Source organism: Streptomyces sp. NPDC006872 (genome assembly GCF_040635845.1).
Taxonomy (GTDB): domain Bacteria; phylum Actinomycetota; class Actinomycetes; order Streptomycetales; family Streptomycetaceae; genus Streptomyces.
In genome coordinates, this window is record NZ_JBEYIL010000002.1 from 294,640 (window position 1) to 312,863 (window position 18,224).

Annotated in this window: 16 protein-coding genes; 7 read left to right on the forward strand and 9 right to left on the reverse strand. The window is 71.8% G+C overall.

Translation table 11 applies throughout. The features are described 5' to 3' along the window. Both ABZ725_RS06410 and ABZ725_RS06415 read right to left on the reverse strand, forming a co-directional pair. Positions 1 to 649 (reverse strand): TetR family transcriptional regulator (locus tag ABZ725_RS06410; RefSeq protein WP_358802055.1); only part of this gene is annotated, 649 nt, incomplete at its 3' end. Between the two features lie 121 nt (positions 650 to 770). Further along, the gene (locus tag ABZ725_RS06415) at positions 771 to 1,619 is read right to left on the reverse strand and encodes a bifunctional methylenetetrahydrofolate dehydrogenase/methenyltetrahydrofolate cyclohydrolase (protein ID WP_358801610.1); all 849 of its coding nucleotides are present in this window, start codon (positions 1,617 to 1,619) and stop codon (positions 771 to 773) included. Between the two features lie 167 nt (positions 1,620 to 1,786). Between ABZ725_RS06415 and ABZ725_RS06420 the strand changes: the two genes are divergently transcribed. Continuing rightward, entirely contained in the window at positions 1,787 to 2,614 is an 828-nt protein-coding gene (locus ABZ725_RS06420; protein WP_358801611.1) for a hypothetical protein, read from the forward strand. Between the two features lie 57 nt (positions 2,615 to 2,671). After that, entirely contained in the window at positions 2,672 to 3,343 is a 672-nt protein-coding gene (locus tag ABZ725_RS06425; RefSeq protein WP_358801612.1) for a peptidoglycan-binding domain-containing protein, read from the forward strand. Positions 3,344 to 3,364: 21 nt separating this feature from the next. Here ABZ725_RS06425 and ABZ725_RS06430 read toward each other — a convergent pair whose 3' ends face one another. The 5 genes from ABZ725_RS06430 to ABZ725_RS06450 all read right to left on the reverse strand — a co-directional run bounded on the left by ABZ725_RS06430 (position 3,365) and on the right by ABZ725_RS06450 (position 9,873). Then, on the reverse strand, positions 3,365 to 3,745 hold the full coding sequence (locus ABZ725_RS06430; RefSeq protein WP_358801613.1) for a hypothetical protein: 381 nt from the start codon (positions 3,743 to 3,745) through the stop codon (positions 3,365 to 3,367). Positions 3,746 to 4,058: 313 nt separating this feature from the next. Then, positions 4,059 to 4,985, reverse strand: a complete 927-nt coding sequence (locus ABZ725_RS06435; RefSeq protein WP_358801614.1) for a MurR/RpiR family transcriptional regulator — start codon at positions 4,983 to 4,985, stop codon at positions 4,059 to 4,061. 101 nt (positions 4,986 to 5,086) lie between these two features. Then, a complete protein-coding gene (locus tag ABZ725_RS06440) occupies positions 5,087 to 6,754 on the reverse strand; it encodes a phospholipid carrier-dependent glycosyltransferase (protein ID WP_358801615.1) in 1,668 nt (555 codons plus the stop codon). Positions 6,755 to 6,846: 92 nt separating this feature from the next. Continuing rightward, a complete protein-coding gene (locus ABZ725_RS06445; protein WP_358801616.1) occupies positions 6,847 to 8,757 on the reverse strand; it encodes a phosphatase PAP2 family protein in 1,911 nt (636 codons plus the stop codon). A gap of 192 nt (positions 8,758 to 8,949) precedes the next feature. Further along, positions 8,950 to 9,873: a BadF/BadG/BcrA/BcrD ATPase family protein gene (locus tag ABZ725_RS06450; RefSeq protein WP_351911542.1), complete on the reverse strand. Its 924-nt coding sequence runs from the start codon at positions 9,871 to 9,873 to the stop codon at positions 8,950 to 8,952. A gap of 508 nt (positions 9,874 to 10,381) precedes the next feature. Here ABZ725_RS06450 and ABZ725_RS06455 point away from each other — a divergent pair. The 5 genes from ABZ725_RS06455 to ABZ725_RS06475 all read left to right on the forward strand — a co-directional run bounded on the left by ABZ725_RS06455 (position 10,382) and on the right by ABZ725_RS06475 (position 16,903). Next, the gene (locus tag ABZ725_RS06455; protein ID WP_358801617.1) at positions 10,382 to 11,515 is read left to right on the forward strand and encodes an ROK family transcriptional regulator; all 1,134 of its coding nucleotides are present in this window, start codon (positions 10,382 to 10,384) and stop codon (positions 11,513 to 11,515) included. Between the two features lie 275 nt (positions 11,516 to 11,790). Further along, a complete protein-coding gene (locus ABZ725_RS06460) occupies positions 11,791 to 13,122 on the forward strand; it encodes an ABC transporter substrate-binding protein (protein WP_351911544.1) in 1,332 nt (443 codons plus the stop codon). 52 nt (positions 13,123 to 13,174) lie between these two features. Further along, positions 13,175 to 14,152, forward strand: a complete 978-nt coding sequence (locus tag ABZ725_RS06465) for a sugar ABC transporter permease (RefSeq protein WP_358801618.1) — start codon at positions 13,175 to 13,177, stop codon at positions 14,150 to 14,152. 33 nt (positions 14,153 to 14,185) lie between these two features. After that, positions 14,186 to 15,064 (forward strand): carbohydrate ABC transporter permease, encoded by an 879-nt coding sequence (locus tag ABZ725_RS06470; protein ID WP_358801619.1) that lies wholly within the window; start codon positions 14,186 to 14,188, stop codon positions 15,062 to 15,064. 6 nt (positions 15,065 to 15,070) lie between these two features. Then, positions 15,071 to 16,903, forward strand: coding sequence for a hypothetical protein (locus ABZ725_RS06475; RefSeq protein ID WP_358801620.1), 1,833 nt, complete (start codon positions 15,071 to 15,073; stop codon positions 16,901 to 16,903). On the opposite strand, the gene ABZ725_RS06480 is transcribed toward ABZ725_RS06475, so the two are convergent. Both ABZ725_RS06480 and ABZ725_RS06485 read right to left on the reverse strand, forming a co-directional pair. Further along, positions 16,893 to 17,528 carry a DUF6461 domain-containing protein gene (locus ABZ725_RS06480; protein ID WP_358801621.1) on the reverse strand — a complete coding sequence of 212 codons (636 nt, stop codon included), beginning with the start codon at positions 17,526 to 17,528 and terminating at the stop codon, positions 16,893 to 16,895. The two genes, ABZ725_RS06475 and ABZ725_RS06480, sit on opposite strands and share 11 nt — an antisense overlap. A 41-nt stretch (positions 17,529 to 17,569) precedes the next feature. Further along, the gene (locus ABZ725_RS06485) at positions 17,570 to 18,190 is read right to left on the reverse strand and encodes a nucleoside/nucleotide kinase family protein (protein ID WP_358801622.1); all 621 of its coding nucleotides are present in this window, start codon (positions 18,188 to 18,190) and stop codon (positions 17,570 to 17,572) included. Positions 18,191 to 18,224: the final 34 nt, after the last annotated feature.

Genomic DNA, 18,224 nt, shown 5'->3' on the forward strand with positions numbered 1-18,224 from the left:
GCCGAGCCACTTCAGCAGCGGCGGGTACCAGCTGATCGTGGCGCGCGCGGCCAGCCGGACCACCTCGTCGGCGCGACACCGACGCCGGTGCCGGGGCCGTGCCGAACGCCGACTGCACATACTCCAGCGCGTGGTCCACGGTCGCGGTCGCCTCGCCCTGGCCGTCCGAACGCAGCCAGGAGCGCAGTGCGTTGTTGTGGGCGGCGACCACCGCGGCCGCGATCACGTCGGCCTGCAGGGTGCCGTCGGGCCGGCCAGCGAAACGGCCCCGCAGATAGTCGGCGAGGGCGCGCTCGTAGCGCCAGACCACCGACAGTTCGTACGCGCGCAGCCCGGGCACCCGCTTGGTGAGCCGGTAGCGCTGCACGGAGAAGGAGGGGTTCTCCGCATACATCAGCAGCACGAGCCGGGCCGCGTCGCAGACGCGTCGCACCGGCTCGTGCTCCGTCCCGCTCGCGGCGAGGAACGCGGTCATGTCGGCCAGGCACCGCTCGTGGTCGGGGAAGACCACGTCCTCCTTGGAGGGGAAGTAGCGGAAGAAGGAGCGTCGGCCGACCCCGGCGAGGGCCACGATGTCGTCGACGGTGGTCTGCTCGTAGCCCCGCTCCAGGAACAGCCGGAAGGCCGCCGCGACCAGGGCGTCCCGCATGGGCGGCTTGGCCTCGGCCTTGTGAGTGGTGCTCATGGACGGGAACGTAGCACCTGAGGGGTGTCGATGGCACTCAGTTCCCTCGGAAGGGGAACCGAGTGCCCAAGGGGGCGTGCGGACCTCAGATCCGCTCCGCCGCCTCCACGACGTTCGTCAGCAGCATCGCCCGGGTCATGGGCCCGACCCCGCCGATCGGCGGCGCGAAGGAACCGGCGACATCGCTCACGTCCGGGTGGACGTCGCCGAGGATGCCCTCGACCGTGCGGGTCAGGCCCACGGACAGCACCGTCGCACCCGGCTTGATCCAGTCCGGCCGGACCAGGTGGGCCACTCCGGCCGCGGCCACCACCACGTCCGCCTCCCGGGCGTGCGCGGCCGTGTCCTGGGTGGCCTCGTGGCACAGGGTCACCGTGGCGTGCTCGGTGCTGCGGGTCAGCATCAGGCCCAGCGGCCGGCCCACGGTGACGCCGCAGCCGATGACGCAGAACTGCTGGCCCGTGATCGGCACGAGGTTGCGGCGCAGCAGGTCGATGATGCCGCGCGGGGTGCAGGGCAGCGGGCCCGGGATGCCCAGCACCAGCCGGCCCAGGTTGGTCGGGTGGAGGCCGTCGGCGTCCTTGACGGGGTCGATGAGCTCCAGGACGGCGTGGGTGTCGATGTGCGCGGGGAGCGGGAGCTGCACGATGAAGCCGGTGCACGCCGGATCGGCGTTGAGTCGCAGCACGGCGGCCTCGACGTCGGCCTGGGAGGCGTCGGCGGGCAGTTCCACGCGGATCGAGGCGATGCCGACCTGCGCGCAGTCGCGGTGCTTGCCGCCCACGTAGGAACGGCTGCCCGCGTCGTCGCCGACGAGGATCGTGCCGAGTCCCGGGGTGACGCCGCGCTCCTTCAACGCCTGGACGCGGAGGGCGAGTTCGCTCTTGATGTCGGCTGCGGCGGCCTTGCCGTCGAGGAGGGTTGCGGTGGTCACGGGAGTCGACGAGCCCTTCGGGAGAAAACGGCGGTCCTGTCATCGTACGACCCGCTCGTCCGGCGCCGCCCAGGAGTCCCGTCCGTCGCGGCCGTACCGCCCCGTACCGCCGCTCCCCCTCTGACGTAACCTTTCCGCACCGCTCCGCAGCCCACCGGGAGACCCGCATGCCTGCCGCCCGCCCCCGTCTTCTCCATGTCACGGACCTGGCCTACGAGGCCCGCGGGCGCCGCTACTGCGACGAGGACGTCTTCCTCGCCTCCCGGCTGCGCGCCCACTTCGACCTCGCCCTGTGCCATCCGCTGGACGCGGCCGCGCTCATGGAGTCCTTCGACGGCGTACTGGTCCGCAACAGCGGCCCGGTCCTGGGCTACCGGAAGGAGTACGCGGCCTTCCGGGAGCGCGCCCTCCAGGACGGCGTGCGCGTCTACAACCCGCTCACCGGCCGCGCCGACATGGCCGGCAAGCAGTACCTCCTCGACCTGAGCGCCGAGGGCTTCCCGGTCATCCCCACCGTCGACCGCCCCGAGGACCTGCACCGGCTGCCCGAGGCCGACCGGTACGTGGTCAAGCCCAAGCTGGGCGCGGACTCCATAGGCCTGCGGATCGTCCCGGCCGACGCCCTGTCCGACCTGGCCGACGGCTCGGTCCTCGTCCAGCCGTGCGTCGACTTCGTCTACGAGGTGTCCTTCTACTACGTCGACCACGACTTCCAGTACGCCCTGTACGCCCCGCGCCCCGACCGCCGCTGGGAGCTCCAGCCGTACCGGCCCACCGTGCGGGACCTGGAGTTCGCCCGGCGCTTCGTCGACTGGAACGGCCTCGCGCACGGCATCCAGCGCGTCGACGCCTGCCGTGCCCCCGACGGCGAACTGCTGCTGGTGGAGCTGGAGGACCTCAACCCGTATCTGTCCCTGGACGCCCTCGACGACGCCGGACGGGACGCCTTCGTCGCCGCGACGACACGTTCCCTGCGCCGCTTCCTCGACAGCTGAACCCGGCCGCCGCTGCACACGTATCTCTCCCGGGGGACCGACGGGAGGGAGACGAGCGTGCCGACGCCGGAGGAACCCGGAAAGCCGCACGAACGCCCGGTCCTGGAACCCATCCGGGTACTGCGACCGCGCAACACCGACGCCCTCGCGGAGCTGTTCCGCGAGATGACCGAGGACGCCACCGGCAGCTACGAGGCCGTGCCGGTGCCGAGGGAACCGCTCGGCAACGAGGACGTGACCCAGCAACTGCCGCCCGTGACCGACCGGGACGACAGGCTGCGACGGGAACGCCGTCCGCGCTCCGGACGGTCCTCCGGGCCGCCGCGCGCCGCCGTGGCCGCGGTCGCCGTGCTCGGGGCGGCGCTCGTCGGCTTCGCCTGCGCCCTGTTGCTGCCCGGCCGGGGCAACGAGGCCGCCGCGCAGACCCAACCGTCCACGCCCGCCGCCTCTCCGACCGTCAGCGCACCGGCGACCGCGTCCGCCGACCCCGACGGAGCCGGCACGCTCCGGGAAGGCGACAGCGGCCCCGAGGTGACCGACCTCCAGCAGCGCCTGCTGAGGATCCCGAACGTGTACGACAACGGCCCCACCGACGGCCGTTACGACACCGTGCTCACCGAGGCCGTCGCGCGCTTCCAGCTCTGGTACGGCATCCGCGGCGACGAGACCGGCGTCTACGGCGACGACACCCGCCGCGACCTGGAGTCCCGTACCGCCGCGGGGGCCTGACCGGCCGGACAGGTCCTGGTCCTAGCGTCCGGCGTTCTGGTCCACCAGGGCCTGGGTGACCGCGCGGACGCTGCGGGCGATGTGCTGCAACTGCATGACCTCGGCCGCGTACATCTTGATCGTGTGCTCGATGACCGACTCCGGCAGACCGAGCCGGGGCAGGTCGGCGCGGGCGGTCTGCAGTGCGGTGCGGGCCACCCGGACCTCGTTCTGGACCTGGATCTGCGCGTGACGGGCGAGCAGCACCGGGTGGCGCATCAGGGCGGGGTAGCTCGCGTAGCGCGCGGGCACCAGCTCGCGCAGCCACTTGGCGGCCGAGCGCTCCCAGTCGTAGCTGCCGGGAGTCTTGACCTGGCACGGCCAGTCCGAGCTGATGCGCGTCGTCGTCAGGGTCATGATCATCGCTTCCGGGTGTATGGCGTCGTGACGGTGGTCCGACGGTTCGGGGCGGCCCCGGTCCAGGGGATGACCGGGGCCGCCGCCACGGGCGCTCGCGCAAGCGAGGCCCCGAACACCCTCGAGCGCCGACGCGGGTAGGGGACGGCGGCTTCGGGTGCCCGTACAGGAGCCCTTTGCGGGCGGGTGCGGCCGTGAGCAGTATTTATATATGCCGTCGGCTTTGCAAGGCGTATGAAAACATTCATACGTGAAATACCCGCAATGATCCCTTTGGTCTTTTCTGTGGAGGGGGGGTCCGGAGGTCAGGTGGGCCGGGTCACTCCCGGAGGAAGAACTGGTGCTGCTCGGCGATCTGTTCGTACTCCTCGAGCCGCGCCTGCGTGCGTTCGGGACCCGCGTCGCTCATCGCCTGGAGCAGCGCCGCGGCCATCACGCCGGGGGCGGCGTAGGAGTCGAAGACCAGGCGGGACCCGGTGCCGCTCGCGAAGGTGGCGTCGGCCTCGTCGGCCACCGGCCCCAGCGCCAGGTCGGTGATCAGCGCGACCTTGAGACCGGCGCTGCGCGCGACCCGCACGGCCGTCAGCGTCTCCTGCGCGTGCCGCGGCATCGAGAACGCCAGCACCCAGGTCCCGCCCGCCTCCCTGGACTGCAACAGCGCGTCGTAGGCGACGCTGCCGCCCTGGGTCACCAGCCGTACGTCCGGGTGGACCCGGCGGGCGGCGTAGGCGAAGTACTCGGCGAGCGAGGCGGAGATGCGCAGCCCCAGGATGGTCAGCGGCGTCGACTGCGACAGTTGGCGGCCGACGTCGATGACCAGGTCCGGGTCGGCGAAGTCGCGCCGTAGGTTCTCCAGGTTCTCGATCTCCGCGTCGACCGCCGCCTGGAGTTCGTTGCTCCGGTTCACCTCCGCCGCCGCGGGGCCGCCGGCGGCCAGGGTGCCCAGCGCGATCGACTGGAGTTTCTCCCGTAGCGCGGGATACCCGCTGAAGCCGACCGCCGCGGCGAACCGGGTCACCGACGGCTGGCTGACGCCGACCCGGTCCGCGAGGTCGGTGATCGACAGGAACGCCGCCTCGGTGATGTGCTCGATCAGATACTGGGCGATGCGTCGTTGGCCCGGGGACAGATGGGGTCCGTCGAAGAGGGCCCGGAGCCGGGAGGTCGGGGACGCCTCCGTCTCCGGACCGGTTCTGCCCGAGGTGATCGCGGATGCCTGTGCGCGTGCCTGCTGCGGCGATGGCACCGGTGCGCCTCCTTTGTCTTCCACGAAGCTCAACATAGCTCAGGGACCGGGTCGGCCAGGGAGGGCGAAGAGGACCCCTTCGTGCACCCGGTGATCGCGGCTTACCGCCGGTACAGCGTGATCGAGTACCCCACCTCGTCGACCGGTCGGCTGGTGCGCAGCAGCGCCGCCAGCCGGCCTTTCGCCTTGGCGGCGGCGGAGTCGGACACCACCAGCAGTCCGTGCACCGTGCGCGCGGGCGCCCGCAGCGGATCGCCGGCGTGGATGCCGTAGTAGGCGGGCTCGCCGCTGCCCTTGTACACGAGCCACACCCGCTCGCCCCGGTACCGGGTGTGCAGCCGGGCCGCCAGCCGTCCCAGGTCCTGGCCCCAGTCCACGTTGGAGTCGTGCAGCCGCAGATGCGTCCTCGCCGGCCCGCCGAACGCCTCGTTGGAGTACGGCAGGTAGTACGGGAACGTGCGCAGCGAGCTGACGGCGACGAACGCCACCAGCGCCGCGGCCGTCACCGGCGTCCAGCGCCACCGCACCGCCAGGACGCAGCCCGCGGCCACCGCCAGGAACATCGGCACGAAGACGGCGTACCGGGTGCCCAGATCCCGGGCCCCGGTCATGGCCGAGGCGAGCAGCACGGCGGCCGGGAGGAGCACGTACGGCGCGGCGGGCCGCAGCCGGCGCACCGCGATCATCGCGACCGCCCCGGCCGTCCACAGGGCGAGCATGCCGAGCGGGGTCTTCACGACCAGTGCGACCGGCAGGTAGTACCAGCGCCCGCCGGAGTACACGTGCCCGAACAGGAAGCCCTGCCACGACCGGTTCTCCAGACCGAACTGGATCCGCATGCCGTCCAGGTACGCCTGCGGGAGGGGCAGGGCCCGTACGAGGAGCCCGTGCAGCCCGTGCACGGCGGGCACCTGGGCCGCCCGAGGATCCCAGCGCAGCCGCGGATCGACCGCGAGATACGCGGCCCAGACGACGGCCACGGCGCTCACCGCCACGACACCGGCCCCCAGCAGGCAGCCGCGGACGTCGCGAGGCCGCCGGACCCGGACCGTCAGCGCCGCCAGGGCCAACAGGACGGGGACCGCGGCCAGGGTGCTCATCTTCGTGGCGAGCGCGGCGCCGAGCGCGACCCCGGCGAGCGGCAGCCACAGGACGGGCCTGCCCCGCCGGGCCCGCCACAGCAGCCACGCCGACGTCAGCACGAAGCCGGCCGCCGGGACGTCCAGCGTGGCCAGCGAACCGTGCGCCACGACGTCGGGGGTGAGGGAGTACAGGGCGAGCGCCGTCAGCGCGGGCGCGGGGCCGGCCAGGTCGCGGGCGAAGGCGAACACCACCAGGCCGAACAGCAGCGTCAGCACGATCACCGGCAGCCTGGCCCACAGCATCAGCCGCCAGGGATCGTTGCCCGACTCGTACAGCAGATGCTGCCCCGCCGCCTCCTGGCCGCCGGAGAACGAAGGGTCGACATGCGGGTGGGCGAGGGCCACGCCGACCGCGACGACGAGCTTGCCGAGGGGCGGGTGCTCGGGGTTGAGGCGCACGCGGTGCTCGTGCAGGTACTCGGCCGCCGTGGCGACGTACACCGGCTCGTCGATGGTCGGCGTCTCCTGCACCGCGGCGGTGACCATCGCGACGGCCAGCTGCGCGAGCAGGACGACCACCAGGACCGGGACGAGCAGCGCCGGGCGCAGGAGCCGACGGGCGGCGGGCCGCGCCGGTCGCGCGTCGGGGGCGGTCTCCAGGACCGAGTGCGGTCGGTGCGCCATCATCCGCCCCGCGGTGAACCGGCCGGGCGGTGGCGGGAGCGATCAGGGAGCGGCCTCATGGGCCCACTCTGCATCAGCTCCCGCCGCCGAGGGCGTTACCGCTTGAGGAGTCGTACCGACAGACCGTCTGCCGTGTACACGGGTACGGCTCGCAGCTTGTCGGAGTTCAGCTCCACCTTGTCGAACTGGCCGCGCAGCTTGGCGTCGATCACCGGGACGGTGGTCCCGGCGACCGCGGGCTGCTTGTCGTCGAGGCGAAGCGACAGCACCGAGCCCTGGCCGAGGGTGACCCGGCCGGACACGGTGAGCACGGCGCCGTGGTTGCGGCGCAGCGGCAGGTCGAGGGTCGCGCCCTGCGTCTGCGTCCAGCTGCCGCGCACCCGCACCGGCAGCTCGGCGCGCACCGTGCCGCCGGTGAGCCGTACGTCGCCCCGGCCGAGCGCGCCTGCGTGGGCGGCGACCAGCGTGCCCGCCTCCACGACGGTGGCGCCGTGGTAGTCGTTGTGCCCGCTCAGCGTCAGCGTGCCGGAGCCGAGCTTGGTCAGACCACCGGCGCCGTCGATGTCGTTGCGCCAGACGTCGGCCGCGTGGAACCCGCCCTTCGACGCGTCCAGGGTGACCGTCACGTCCGACTCGAACGAGGCGTAGCCGTCGGCTGCGGCGAACAGGTTCAGCCGGCCCCACTGCTCGAGGCCGTCCAGCAGCACATAGCCCGACTCCAGCGCGGTGGTGCGCAGCACCGCGCGGCGCTGCTCGGCCGTCAGGTACGGCTGACGGGTCTCCAGCAGCACCTCCGCGCCCTTGGGCACGGTCAGCGGCGTCTTGCGGCCCTCGCGCTTCAGGATGTAGGTGAAGCGGGGCTCGTTGGCCCGCGCGTTGGCCTCGCGGTCGGCGTACGCGTCGCTCGCGTCGGAGTGCGCGTAGGCGGCCAGGGTGTCGGCGGTGGTTCCGGTCTGCGCGGTGAAGTAGGCCAGGGCCTGGGCGCGGGCGGCCGCCTTGAGGTCGGCGTTGGCCGGGTCGGCGAGCGTGGCGGCGGCCAGCGCGGTGGCCATGATGCGGCCGCCGATGACGTCGACGGTGGAGTGCATGCCGGACATGATCCGGGTGTGGCTGAGCTCCAGCGCGCGGGTCACCAGCTCCTGGAACCGCTCGGGCACCGCGTACGCGAACGCCAGCGAGGCCAGGTGGAAGGCGTTGGTGTGACCGCTGGGGAAGCCGCCGTCGTCGACGGGGGAGGTGCTGCGCTGGCGCAGCAGCTGCGGGACCACGACCACCTCGGAGTCGTACACCGGGTAGCCGAGCGCGTCGGTCTTCCCGGTGTCGACGACCTGGCTGTTCTCGTTCATGCGCCACGGACGCGGGTACTGGAAGGCGTACTTGCCCGGGTTGCCCGAGGCGAACGGGCCGCGCACGGTGTCGACGAGCTTGGCGACCTGGCCCAGGTCGGAGGTGTACGAGCCGGCGCCGATCGCGGAACCGGCGGGCGCGCCGGCGGGCACGGCGTCGCTGATCGTGGTCGCGGGCGTGGTGTCCGGCGCGCTGGTGATCGAGGTGACGGCCTTGGCGCCGGTCCTGTAGAGCGCGGCGAGCGGGCCGAGGCCGCCGATCATGGCGTAGCTCTGGTGCTGGCGGTCGTAGACGAACGCCTCCCTGCCCTGCGCCTCGGTGCGGGCCTTGGTGATCTTGATCGAGTAGCGCACGTTGGCGCGCAGGATCTCGGGCCGCAGCGGCGTACCGGTGTTCCACGCGGAACCCGTCTTCCACACCTGGGCGAAGCCGCCGAGGATCCGCACCACGGCGTTGGTCTCGGGCGTGAGGTTGGTCGTGAGGTTCGTCTTGTAGTCGTCGACGAACGGGAGGCTCGTGGCGGCCTTGGCGTCGGCGGCGCCCAGCCAGGACACCAGCGTCGGGGCGGCGACCAGGGCCGCCGAGCCACCGAAGGAGACCTTCAGAAAGCGCCTTCTGTTCACGGCCGAGGAGGTGTGGGTCCCGGTGGTTGACGGCATGGGAATGCCTCTCTTGAGTTCTTCGGCCGAGGGGCCAGAGGGAAGAGGTGCGATCACGTGCGGCCCGTGGGTCTTCTGACGACCTGTGAGCCGGATGACGCGTACGAGCGAAGATCTACGGCCAGGCTGTGACTCTTCTGCGATGGCCCGGCGACCGGTGCGTGTCCTGCAGGTGAACGTGAGACCGGCGTCTCACAGGAGCGAACGCGCCAGCAGTGCACGTGCCAGCGCCACCGCGCCCTCGACCGGCGGCACGGTCAGCGGCTGCGGCCGCGCTCCCGGTACGGCGGCGCGCAGGGCGACGGTGAACGCCTCGTACAGCGCGGGCTGGCCGAGCACGGTGCCGCCGGCCACCACCACGTCGTCGACCGGGACCCCGCGGGCGGCGAGCCGGGCGACGAGCGCGGCGAGGTCCCGGCCCGCCGCGGCGATCACGGACCGGGCCGACGCGGAGCCCTCGGCGGCGGCCGCGAAGACGACGGGCGCGTGCCGTCCCCACTCGGCGGAGACGTCGGAGGCGGCCTCCAGGGCGGCGCCGAGCGCCGGGACCTCGGGCACGTCGAACGCGGCGACCAGGCCACGGGCCAGGGCGTCGGGCGCCTCCCCGCGGTCGTGGGCCGCCCACACGGCCCGGGCCGCCTCGCGGACCAGACCGGCGGCGCCGCCCTCGTCGCCGAGGACCGCGCCCCAGCCGCCCACCTGGACGGGGTGGCCGTCGAGACCCGGGCCCACCGCGACCGAGCCGGTGCCGGCCACCAGGCCGACGCCCTTCTCCAGACCGGCGGCGGGAACGAGCAGTTCGGCGTCGCCCACGATGTGTGCGGGAACGCCGAGAAGTTCTTGGAGCGCGACGCGGATCCGCGCGCACTGAAGAGGGGTCTCGCAGGCGTGTGCCCCCACGGCGATCGCGGTGGGGCGCAGACCTGCGGGCAGCGCCTCGTGGAGCAGGTCGACCAGCCGGCGCGCGGCGGCGGCCGGGTCGTGCGGCCGCCAGCCCGTGCTGGCGCGGACATGGTCGGCGACGACCTCCGCGCCGGCGAGCGCGCGCAGATGTGTCTTGGTGCCGCCCACGTCGACGCCGACCACGAGGGGGCTCGAAGGGGGAGAGTCCTGCACGGATCCTCTTTCGTCGATGCGCTGACATACGACGGCGGGCGAACCGTGACCTGCAAAAAGCCGGGTTTCGGTGAACCAGGGCCTGTCCGGCCGATCATGCCGCAGACGCGGGGTGTGGCACGCACATCTGCGGCGTTGTCGTCGGTTGCCGACGCTCCGCGTCGACGCCCTCCTCCGCCTTGCAGCTGCACGCACCACACCCCGCTCCCCGGCGCTGATTCGGCACCGGCGATTTCCTGCGGCTTGATCGGCCGGACAGGCCCTAGGGAAGCCCCGGGACGGGCTTCTGACGAAGCACGGTAGGCGAGTACCGTGAAGTTCGTTAGGAAGTTAACTAACGAAGTACAGTGCGTCAAGAGTTATCGCGCACTCGACCGTCGCGGGGCCTTCGGGGCCGTCGCGAGGCGGGAACGCGCGACGTCGGTGCATCCCATCGCCGCAGCCCGCCGAGCCGATCGGTCCGGGCGCGCGGCCCTGTACCCGTGTGGGGGAAACTGTGGAACTCGACGTGGCTGAAGCCCCCCGCCTCACCGAGAGCGCCAGTGCGGTGTTCGCGGTGCTGGCCCGGGCGGGCAGCGCGACCCGGCCGCAGCTCGCGAGCATGGCGGGGCTGTCCAAGCCGACGGTGTCCTCCGCCGTGGCGGAACTGGAGGGCGCCCGGCTCGCCGCGCACTCCGGCACGGTGTCCGGCGGCACCGGCCGCTCACCCGCCGTATACCGACTCGGGCCGGCCGCCGGGGCCGTCCTCGCCGTCGACCTGGGGCCCGCCCTCACCCGGGTCAGGGGCTGCGCCCTGGACGGCGCGCTGCTCGCCGAGGCCACCGCCTCCCGCAAGGACGCCGCCGACGCCGTGCGCGAGGCGCTCACCGCGCTTCCCGCGGGCCTTCCGCTGCGCTCCATCGTCGTCGCCGTCGGCGACGTCGCAAAGCGGGACCGGCAGGGCAGCGGCATGCGGCCCGCGACGGCCAAGGCCGGTCCCGTCTTCGACGCCGTGACCGTCGCGCTGCCGCCGGGGGTTCCCGTCCATCTGGAGAACAACGTCAACTGTGCGGCGCTCGCGGAGCTGCACGAGGGCGCCGCCCACGGCCGTCACACCTTCGGCTACCTGCGGATCGGCGTGGGCATCGGTCTCGGCATCGTCGTCGGGGGCCAGGTGCTGCGCGGGTCGAACGGCGCCGCCGGTGAGCTGGCCCGGCTGCCCTATCCGTGGGACGAGGCCCGTGAGCCGCGCCAGGAGGCCCTGGAGGAGTACATCGGCGCCCGTTCCCTGCTGCGCCGGGCCGCGGCGGCCTGGAGCCGCGCCGACGGCCCGTGTCCCCGCACCACCGAGCGGCTCTTCGCGCTGGCCGGCGAGGGCCGGGCCCCGGCCCGCGAGGTCGTCGCCCGGCATGCCGCGGACGTGGGCCGGCTGGCCGCCGCCGTGACCGCCGTGCTGGACCCGGGGCTGATCGTGCTCGGGGGCAGCACGGGCGCGGATCCGCAGCTCCTGCCAGGTGTGCGGGCCGAGCTGGCGCGGCTGAGCTGGCCCACCGAGGTGGTCAGCAGCACGGTGGGGGATGCCGGCACCGTCGCGGGCGCGGCGCGGCTCGCGGTCGCCCGGGGAGTCCAAACCGTGACCGAGGCCGCGGGGGCTAAGGATTGACGGCCTCGGACTCAGTCTGCCAATGTCCGGACAAGCGCTTTCTAAGTCGGTCGGGACGCCGGCTTGGGGTAGCGTCCCGCCGGTACACGAAGATGTACGGCAGCCATGCGAGGGCGTGCTCGCTGGGTGACGGCCTGAAGGCCGGGGACCCCACCCGCAAGGAACGACGCGGCCGGGCGAGGCCGCGCCCCCCGGAAAGCGCATATTCCCGCACAATGCACCCGTGCCGCAGCGACCGGCCCGGAAATCCGTCACGCACATCCAGGGAGGACCCGGTGGGTCACCAGATCTCGCGCAGAACCCTCTTCCGCACTGCGAGCGGTCTCGCCGTCGCCGGCGCGCTCGGCAGTTCGCTGAGCGCCTGTTCCGGCGGTACCGGAGCCGGCAGCACCAGCAGCAAGCTGACCATGACCTGGTGGGGCAGCGACGAGCGCCACGCGGCGTACAAGAAGGCCCTTGCCACCTTCCAGAAGGCCAACCCGAAGATCAAGATCCAGGAGACCTACTCCGGGTACGACGGGTACTTCGACAAGTTCAACACCAACGTCGCCGGCGGCAGCGCCCCCGACCTCATGCAGATGGACACCGCGCTGGTCGCCCAGTACGCCCGCAAGGGCGTCCTCGCCCCGCTCGACGAGTACGTCGGCAAGAGCCTCGACCTCACCGGCTTCTCCAAGACGCTCCTGGCCAACGGCACCGTCGACGGCAAGCTGTACGGCGTCCCGTCCGGCATCGGCGTCAACCAGCTCACCGTCAACCGCAGCGGCCTGGAGAAGCTGGGTCTGAAGCTGCCGGACCGCGAGTGGACCTGGGCCGACCTCAAGGCGATCTCCACGGACGTCTACAAGAAGAGCAGCGGCAAGATCTACGGCGTCGACGACGGCGGCGGCAGCACCCTCCAGTGCTTCGAGGTCTTCGCCCGGGAGAAGGGCCAGACCTTCTTCTCCGACGACGGCAAGAAGGTCGGCTTCACCGCCGACACCCTCCAGGAGTGGTGGGAGTACTGGGCCGAGATGCGCAAGGTCAACGCCTGCCCGCCGCCGGCGGTCACCTCCGCCGCGCACAACGACCTCACCAAGAACGCGGTCGTCATCGGCAAGGCGCTCTTCACCTTCGACTCCGGCGTCTACGGCGCGGGCGGCTCGATCACCGACGCGCAGCTGGACTTCCTGCCCACCCCGCAGGGTGACTTCTCCGGCGCCCGCGAGGGCAACTTCGTCAACGGCGGTGTGCTGCTGAGCGCCACCAAGAAGAGCACGAAGGTCGCCGACTCCGTCAAGATCATCTCGTTCATCGCACAGGACGAGAGCGCGATCAAGGACTTCCAGCTGCTGCGCGGCATCCCGCCGACGGACAAGGCCCGCAACCTGATCTCCGCGGGCCTGACCGAGACCGACAAGCTCAACATGGCGAACGCCGACTACATCTCCCAGCGCGTCGCCAAGGCGACCAACGCGCTGCCCAACCCGGTGCCCCCGCCGCAGGGCGCCGACCAGGTCTGGGACCTGCTGTTCCAGTCCAACCTCGCTGTCGCCTTCGGCAAGAAGTCGATCAAGGCCCAGCTCACCGAGTTCTTCGACCAGGCGGCAGGAATCCTGTCCGCGTAACGGCGGCCCGCACAGCACGCAGAAACACCGGGAGAGGGTCAGGGAGATGAGTATGACCACCGCGAAGACCGATGAGGTCGTGAAGGAGGCGCCGACCCCGGCGACCCCGTCCGACCAGCGGGAGCGCGACCGTATGCGCCGCCGCCTCGCCAGACGGCGGGGCGGAGGCTGGTGGCCGTACCTCTTCCTGGCCCCCTGGTTCGTCGGCCTGTTCGGCCTGACGATCTACCCGATGCTCGACTCGCTGTATCTGTCCTTCACCAACTTCGACCTTCTGACGCCCGCGAAGTGGGTGGGCACCGACAACTACGAGCGGATGTTCGCCCACGACCCGGTCTTCTGGGACACGGTGCACGCCACGCTCCTGTACGTGGTCGTCTCCGTCCCGCTGAAGCTCGCGCTCGCCCTCGGCGTGGCGATGCTGCTCAACCGGGACCTCAAGGGCATCGGCCTCTACCGGGCCGCCTTCTACCTGCCCTCGCTGCTCGGCGGAGCGGTGGCCGTCGCCATCGTGTGGCGCCAGGTCTTCGGCGGCGACGGACTGTTCAACGACTTCCTCGGCTGGTTCGGCATCGAGGGCCAGGACTGGATCTCCAGCCCCGACACCGCGATCTACACGCTGATCCTGCTGGCCGTCTGGCAGTTCGGCACCCCGATGGTCATCTTCCTCGCCGGCCTCAAGCAGCTGCCGCGGGACGTGTACGAGGCCGCCGCGATCGACGGCGCCGGCCCCGTCACCCGCTTCTTCAAGATCACCCTGCCGCTGCTGACCCCGATCGTCTTCTTCAACGTCGTGCTCCAGATCATCGACGCGTTCAAGACGTTCACCCCCGCCTTCGTCATCAGCAACGGCACCGGCGGACCCCTCAACTCGACGATGCTGTACTCCCTCTACCTGTACAAGAAGGGCTTCACCGACCTCCAGATGGGATACGCCTCGGCCCTGGCCTGGGTGCTGTTCCTGGTCATCGCAGGCTTCACGGCGGTCAACTTCATCGCCAGCCGCTACTGGGTCCATTACGACGACTGACGCCTGACGTCTGAGCGAGGAGTCCCTTCCCCCATGTCCGCCATCACCCCCAATGCGTCGCCGTTGCAGAAGCTCCGCTCGGCCACCGGCGCCCGCCGCATCTTCATCCACACCCTGCTCATCGGCGTCGCGATCGTCATGCTCTACCCGCTGCTGTGGATGCTCAGCAGCTCGATCAAGCCCGACACCGAGATCTTCACCCACCCCGGTCTGATCCCGAACAAGCTGAACCCGCAGAACTACGCGGACGGCTGGAGCGGCTCGGGCAACTCCTTCTCGCTGTACATCACCAACTCGCTGATCGTCACGATCGGCGCGGTGATAGGCAACGTCGTCTCCTGCTCGCTGGCCGCCTACGCCTTCGCGCGCTTCGAGTTCCGCGGCAAGAAGATCTGGTTCGGCCTGATGCTCGGCACGCTGATGCTGCCCACCCAGGCCGTGCTGATCCCGCAGTACACGATCTTCTACAACCTGACCTGGATCAACACCTACCTGCCGCTGATCGTGCCGAAGTTCCTCGCGGTGGACGCCTTCTTCATCTTCCTGATGGTCCAGTTCATCCGCTCCATCCCGCGCGAGCTGGACCACGCGGCCATGATGGACGGCGCCAACCCCTGGCAGATCTACTGGAAGATCATCCTGCCGCTGATGAAGCCGGCCCTGGTCACCACCACGATCTTCACCTTCATCTGGACGTACGACGACTTCCTGCACCAGCTCGTCTACCTCCAGCAGAACGACAAGTTCACCGTTCCCCTCGGCCTGACCCTCTTCCTGGACCAGACCAGCGGCTCGTCCTACGGCGCGATGTTCGCCATGTCGACACTCGCCCTCCTGCCGACGCTCATCTGCTTCCTCATCTTCCAGAAGAGGCTGGTCGAAGGACTGGCGACCTCCGGTATGAAGGGCTGATCCCGCGTGCACCTTCTCCACCAGCGCGGCCCGCTGCACGACCTGCCCGACACCCCCGAGGCGTACGACGCCGTCCTCGCCGACGTCGTCGAGCAGGCCCTGCGGCGGCTGACGCCGGAGGGCAACCTCGAGCACCCCGACTGCGTCGACGACATCGGCGACACCTCCCTCGGCATCACCTCACTGCTGGCCCTGGCCTGGCAGCGCGGCAAGGACCCGCGGCTGCCGGACGCGGTCCGCCGCAGCCTCGCTTTCCATCTGCGCGAGCGGGTCTACCGGGACGACAACCCCGGCTACCCGAACCTGCGGGTGCGCGACTGCGGCCTGCCGTACGCCCGTTACACCCTGGCGGCCGGCGCGCACCCGATCGGCGACTGGCCCAGCACGGTGTGGGCGCTGCTCCAGGCCGTGAACGTCCTCGACACGGCCGACGGCCTGATCGACGACGAACAGCGCGCCGAACTGCTGGAAGTGGCGCGCGGCTACTGGAGCTGGCTCACCGGGGCCACCTTCTTCAACCCGCAGGAGGCCGGCAACCAGGCGATCGGCTGTGTGGTCGGCGGCCTGATGCTGGCCGCCCTGCTGCCCGCCCCGGAGGGGGCCGAGGTCCGGGCCCGGGCACTGGAGCTGTACTGCGCCGAGATCCGCGCCCACCGGGTGCGCGACCGGGGCGCACTGCTCCCGCCGGAGCACGGCGGCGCCTACGACAACAACTACGGCCCGATCTCCCTCTCCTTCCTCGCCCAGGCCCACCGGGTCAGCGGCGAGGCCGTCTTCGCCGAGGACGGCGACGCCCTCGCCCGCTACCTCGACGCCCGCCTCACCGGCGGCGGCTTCGACAACGGCGGCCCCCGCTACAGCGAACAGCACTCCGCCTTCGAGTCGGTCCTCGGACTGCGCTACTTCGGCGCGCGCATCGGCTCCGACCTGGGCCGCTACCGGGGCGACAGCCGCTGGGCCCGGCACGCGGTCAAGGCGGACGGCGGGGTGGACGGCCACTTCGCGTGGATGCTGGTCTGGCAGATCCAGGACGACACACCCTGGCACCGCACGCCCTGCGCCGCGCCCGCACGGCACCAACTGCGCGCCGGCACGGTCTCGGTGGCCTTCGACGACCACATGACCCCGGCGGTGATCGAGGCGGCCGGGACCTACTGCCTGCCCGCCGCGGTCGGCCGCCAGCACGGCTTCGGCCCCGTCACCGACGGCTTCCTGCTCTGCCGCCCCATGGGCGAGGTCCGCGTCCGCGACGCCCGGGCCGACGGCCTCACGGCCAAACTGGTCACCAAGCCGGTCGTCGGCCGCGACCACGTCCTGCGGTCCGTGCGCTCCCTGTACGTCACCGACGGCACCACCCTGTGGACGACGGTCGCCGTGGAGCGCCTCACCGGCACGCCGTACCTGCTGGCCGGACTGCCCTACGCCGAGGACGACGGCGACCGGGTCCGACGCACCGCCCACGCGGCCGTCTCCTCGGCGGGCGCCCTGCGCCTGACCCACCCCGAGGCACAGGGCCCGGAGCACTTCGACGCCCGCGCCGAACTCACCCAGGAACAGGCCGCGTTCGCCCTCGCCGAGGACCCGCGCGGCTACGGAAACCCGGACAAGGGATGGGCCCACCTGGTCGGTTCGAGCGCCCTGGAGGCCGGCCCGATCGCGGACGCGCCGGACGACCTCCACGTCTTCGCCGTGCGCCACGGCGTCGAGGAGCCCCTCGCGGTGTCGGCGGCGTGGGGCGAGGACGGGCTCGTCCTGACCACGGACGCCTTCACCGCCGTACTCGGCCCTGCCGACGCGCACGCCGAGCCGCAGTTGACGCTGCGGGCGGTCAGCCGTTGAGGTCCATGTCCGGCTCGCCGCGCACCGCGTACGCGGGCAGCTGGGCGTCCTGGAGGAACGCGGGGGACAGGGACAGCCCGAACCGCCGCTCCACGACGCCCAGGCTGCGGCGGTACGCCTTCTTGTAGTGCTCGTCCTCCGGCGGGAAGTACGTCTTTCCGTCGGCGCTCAGGATCCCCGCGGCGACCAGGTCGGGCAGGAGCAGATCAGGCTCCTGCCCCCAGCGCCAGATCTCCTCCGTCAGGCCGTGCCCGGTCACGAACACACCGTCGCGCGCGTAGCGGAAGGTGGCGGGCGGGTGTTCCAGGGGCGGCACGTAGTGCACGGCCTCGACGCCGTCCGCGGATATCTCCTCGAGCAGGTCGGCGCCGGTGGAGTCGCCGTACTCGAAGGCGAAGGACCACTCCCCGGACCGGCCCACGCGGATCACGCCGTCCCCGTCCGCGCCCGGCCGGTAGATCTCCATCTCGAGCTCCGACACGTCCGCGTGGGTGATCGGCTCCGTCGCGCCGCCCGGGGCGCCTCCCATGCGCACGGCCAGCTCCTCGGGCGAGATGCCCCGCGCGAAGACGACCCCCGACGTCCAGCCGCTGTCGTCCACCAGCCACACGATTCCATCAGTCATGCCACCGACCGTAACGGCAGGCACTGACAACGCGGTCGGCGTCAGACGGGTACGCGCACCACCAGATCCGCCCGCTCCCGCGTCGCCGCCACCAGCTCGGCGTTGCGCCGGTCGCTTCGATCCACCCAGGCCACCGCCTCCGCATGCCCCTTGCCGAACTGCTCGTGCCGGGCGACCAGGCGGCGGACACGCTCCTCCTCGTCGGTCTCGCAGAACCACACCTCGTCCAGCTCGGCGCGCACGCGCGTCCACGCGCCCGTGCCGAGGAGCAGGTAGTTGCCCTCCGTGACGATCAGCCGGGCGGACGGCGCCACCGGGACGGCCCCCGCGATCGGCTGTTCCAGCACCCGCTCGAAGCCGGGCGCGTACACCACCTCGTCGGTGTCCTCCCGCAGCCGCCGCAGCAGGGCCGCGTACCCGGCCGCGTCGAAGGTGTCCGGCGCGCCCTTGCGGTCGCGGCGGCCGAGCCGGTCCAGCTCTGCGTCGGCGAGGTGGAAGCCGTCCATCGGGACGTGCGCGGCGCCGTCCAGCTCCCGCGCCAGCCGCTCGGCCAGAGTGGTCTTGCCCGCGCCGGGGCTGCCCGCGATGCCGAGCAGCACACGCCGCCGCCCGTCCCCGGCGAGCGCGCGGGCGCGCGACAGCAGATCGTCGAAAGTGAGCACACAGCCGAGTGTCGCAGTCTCCTGGAAGGAGACC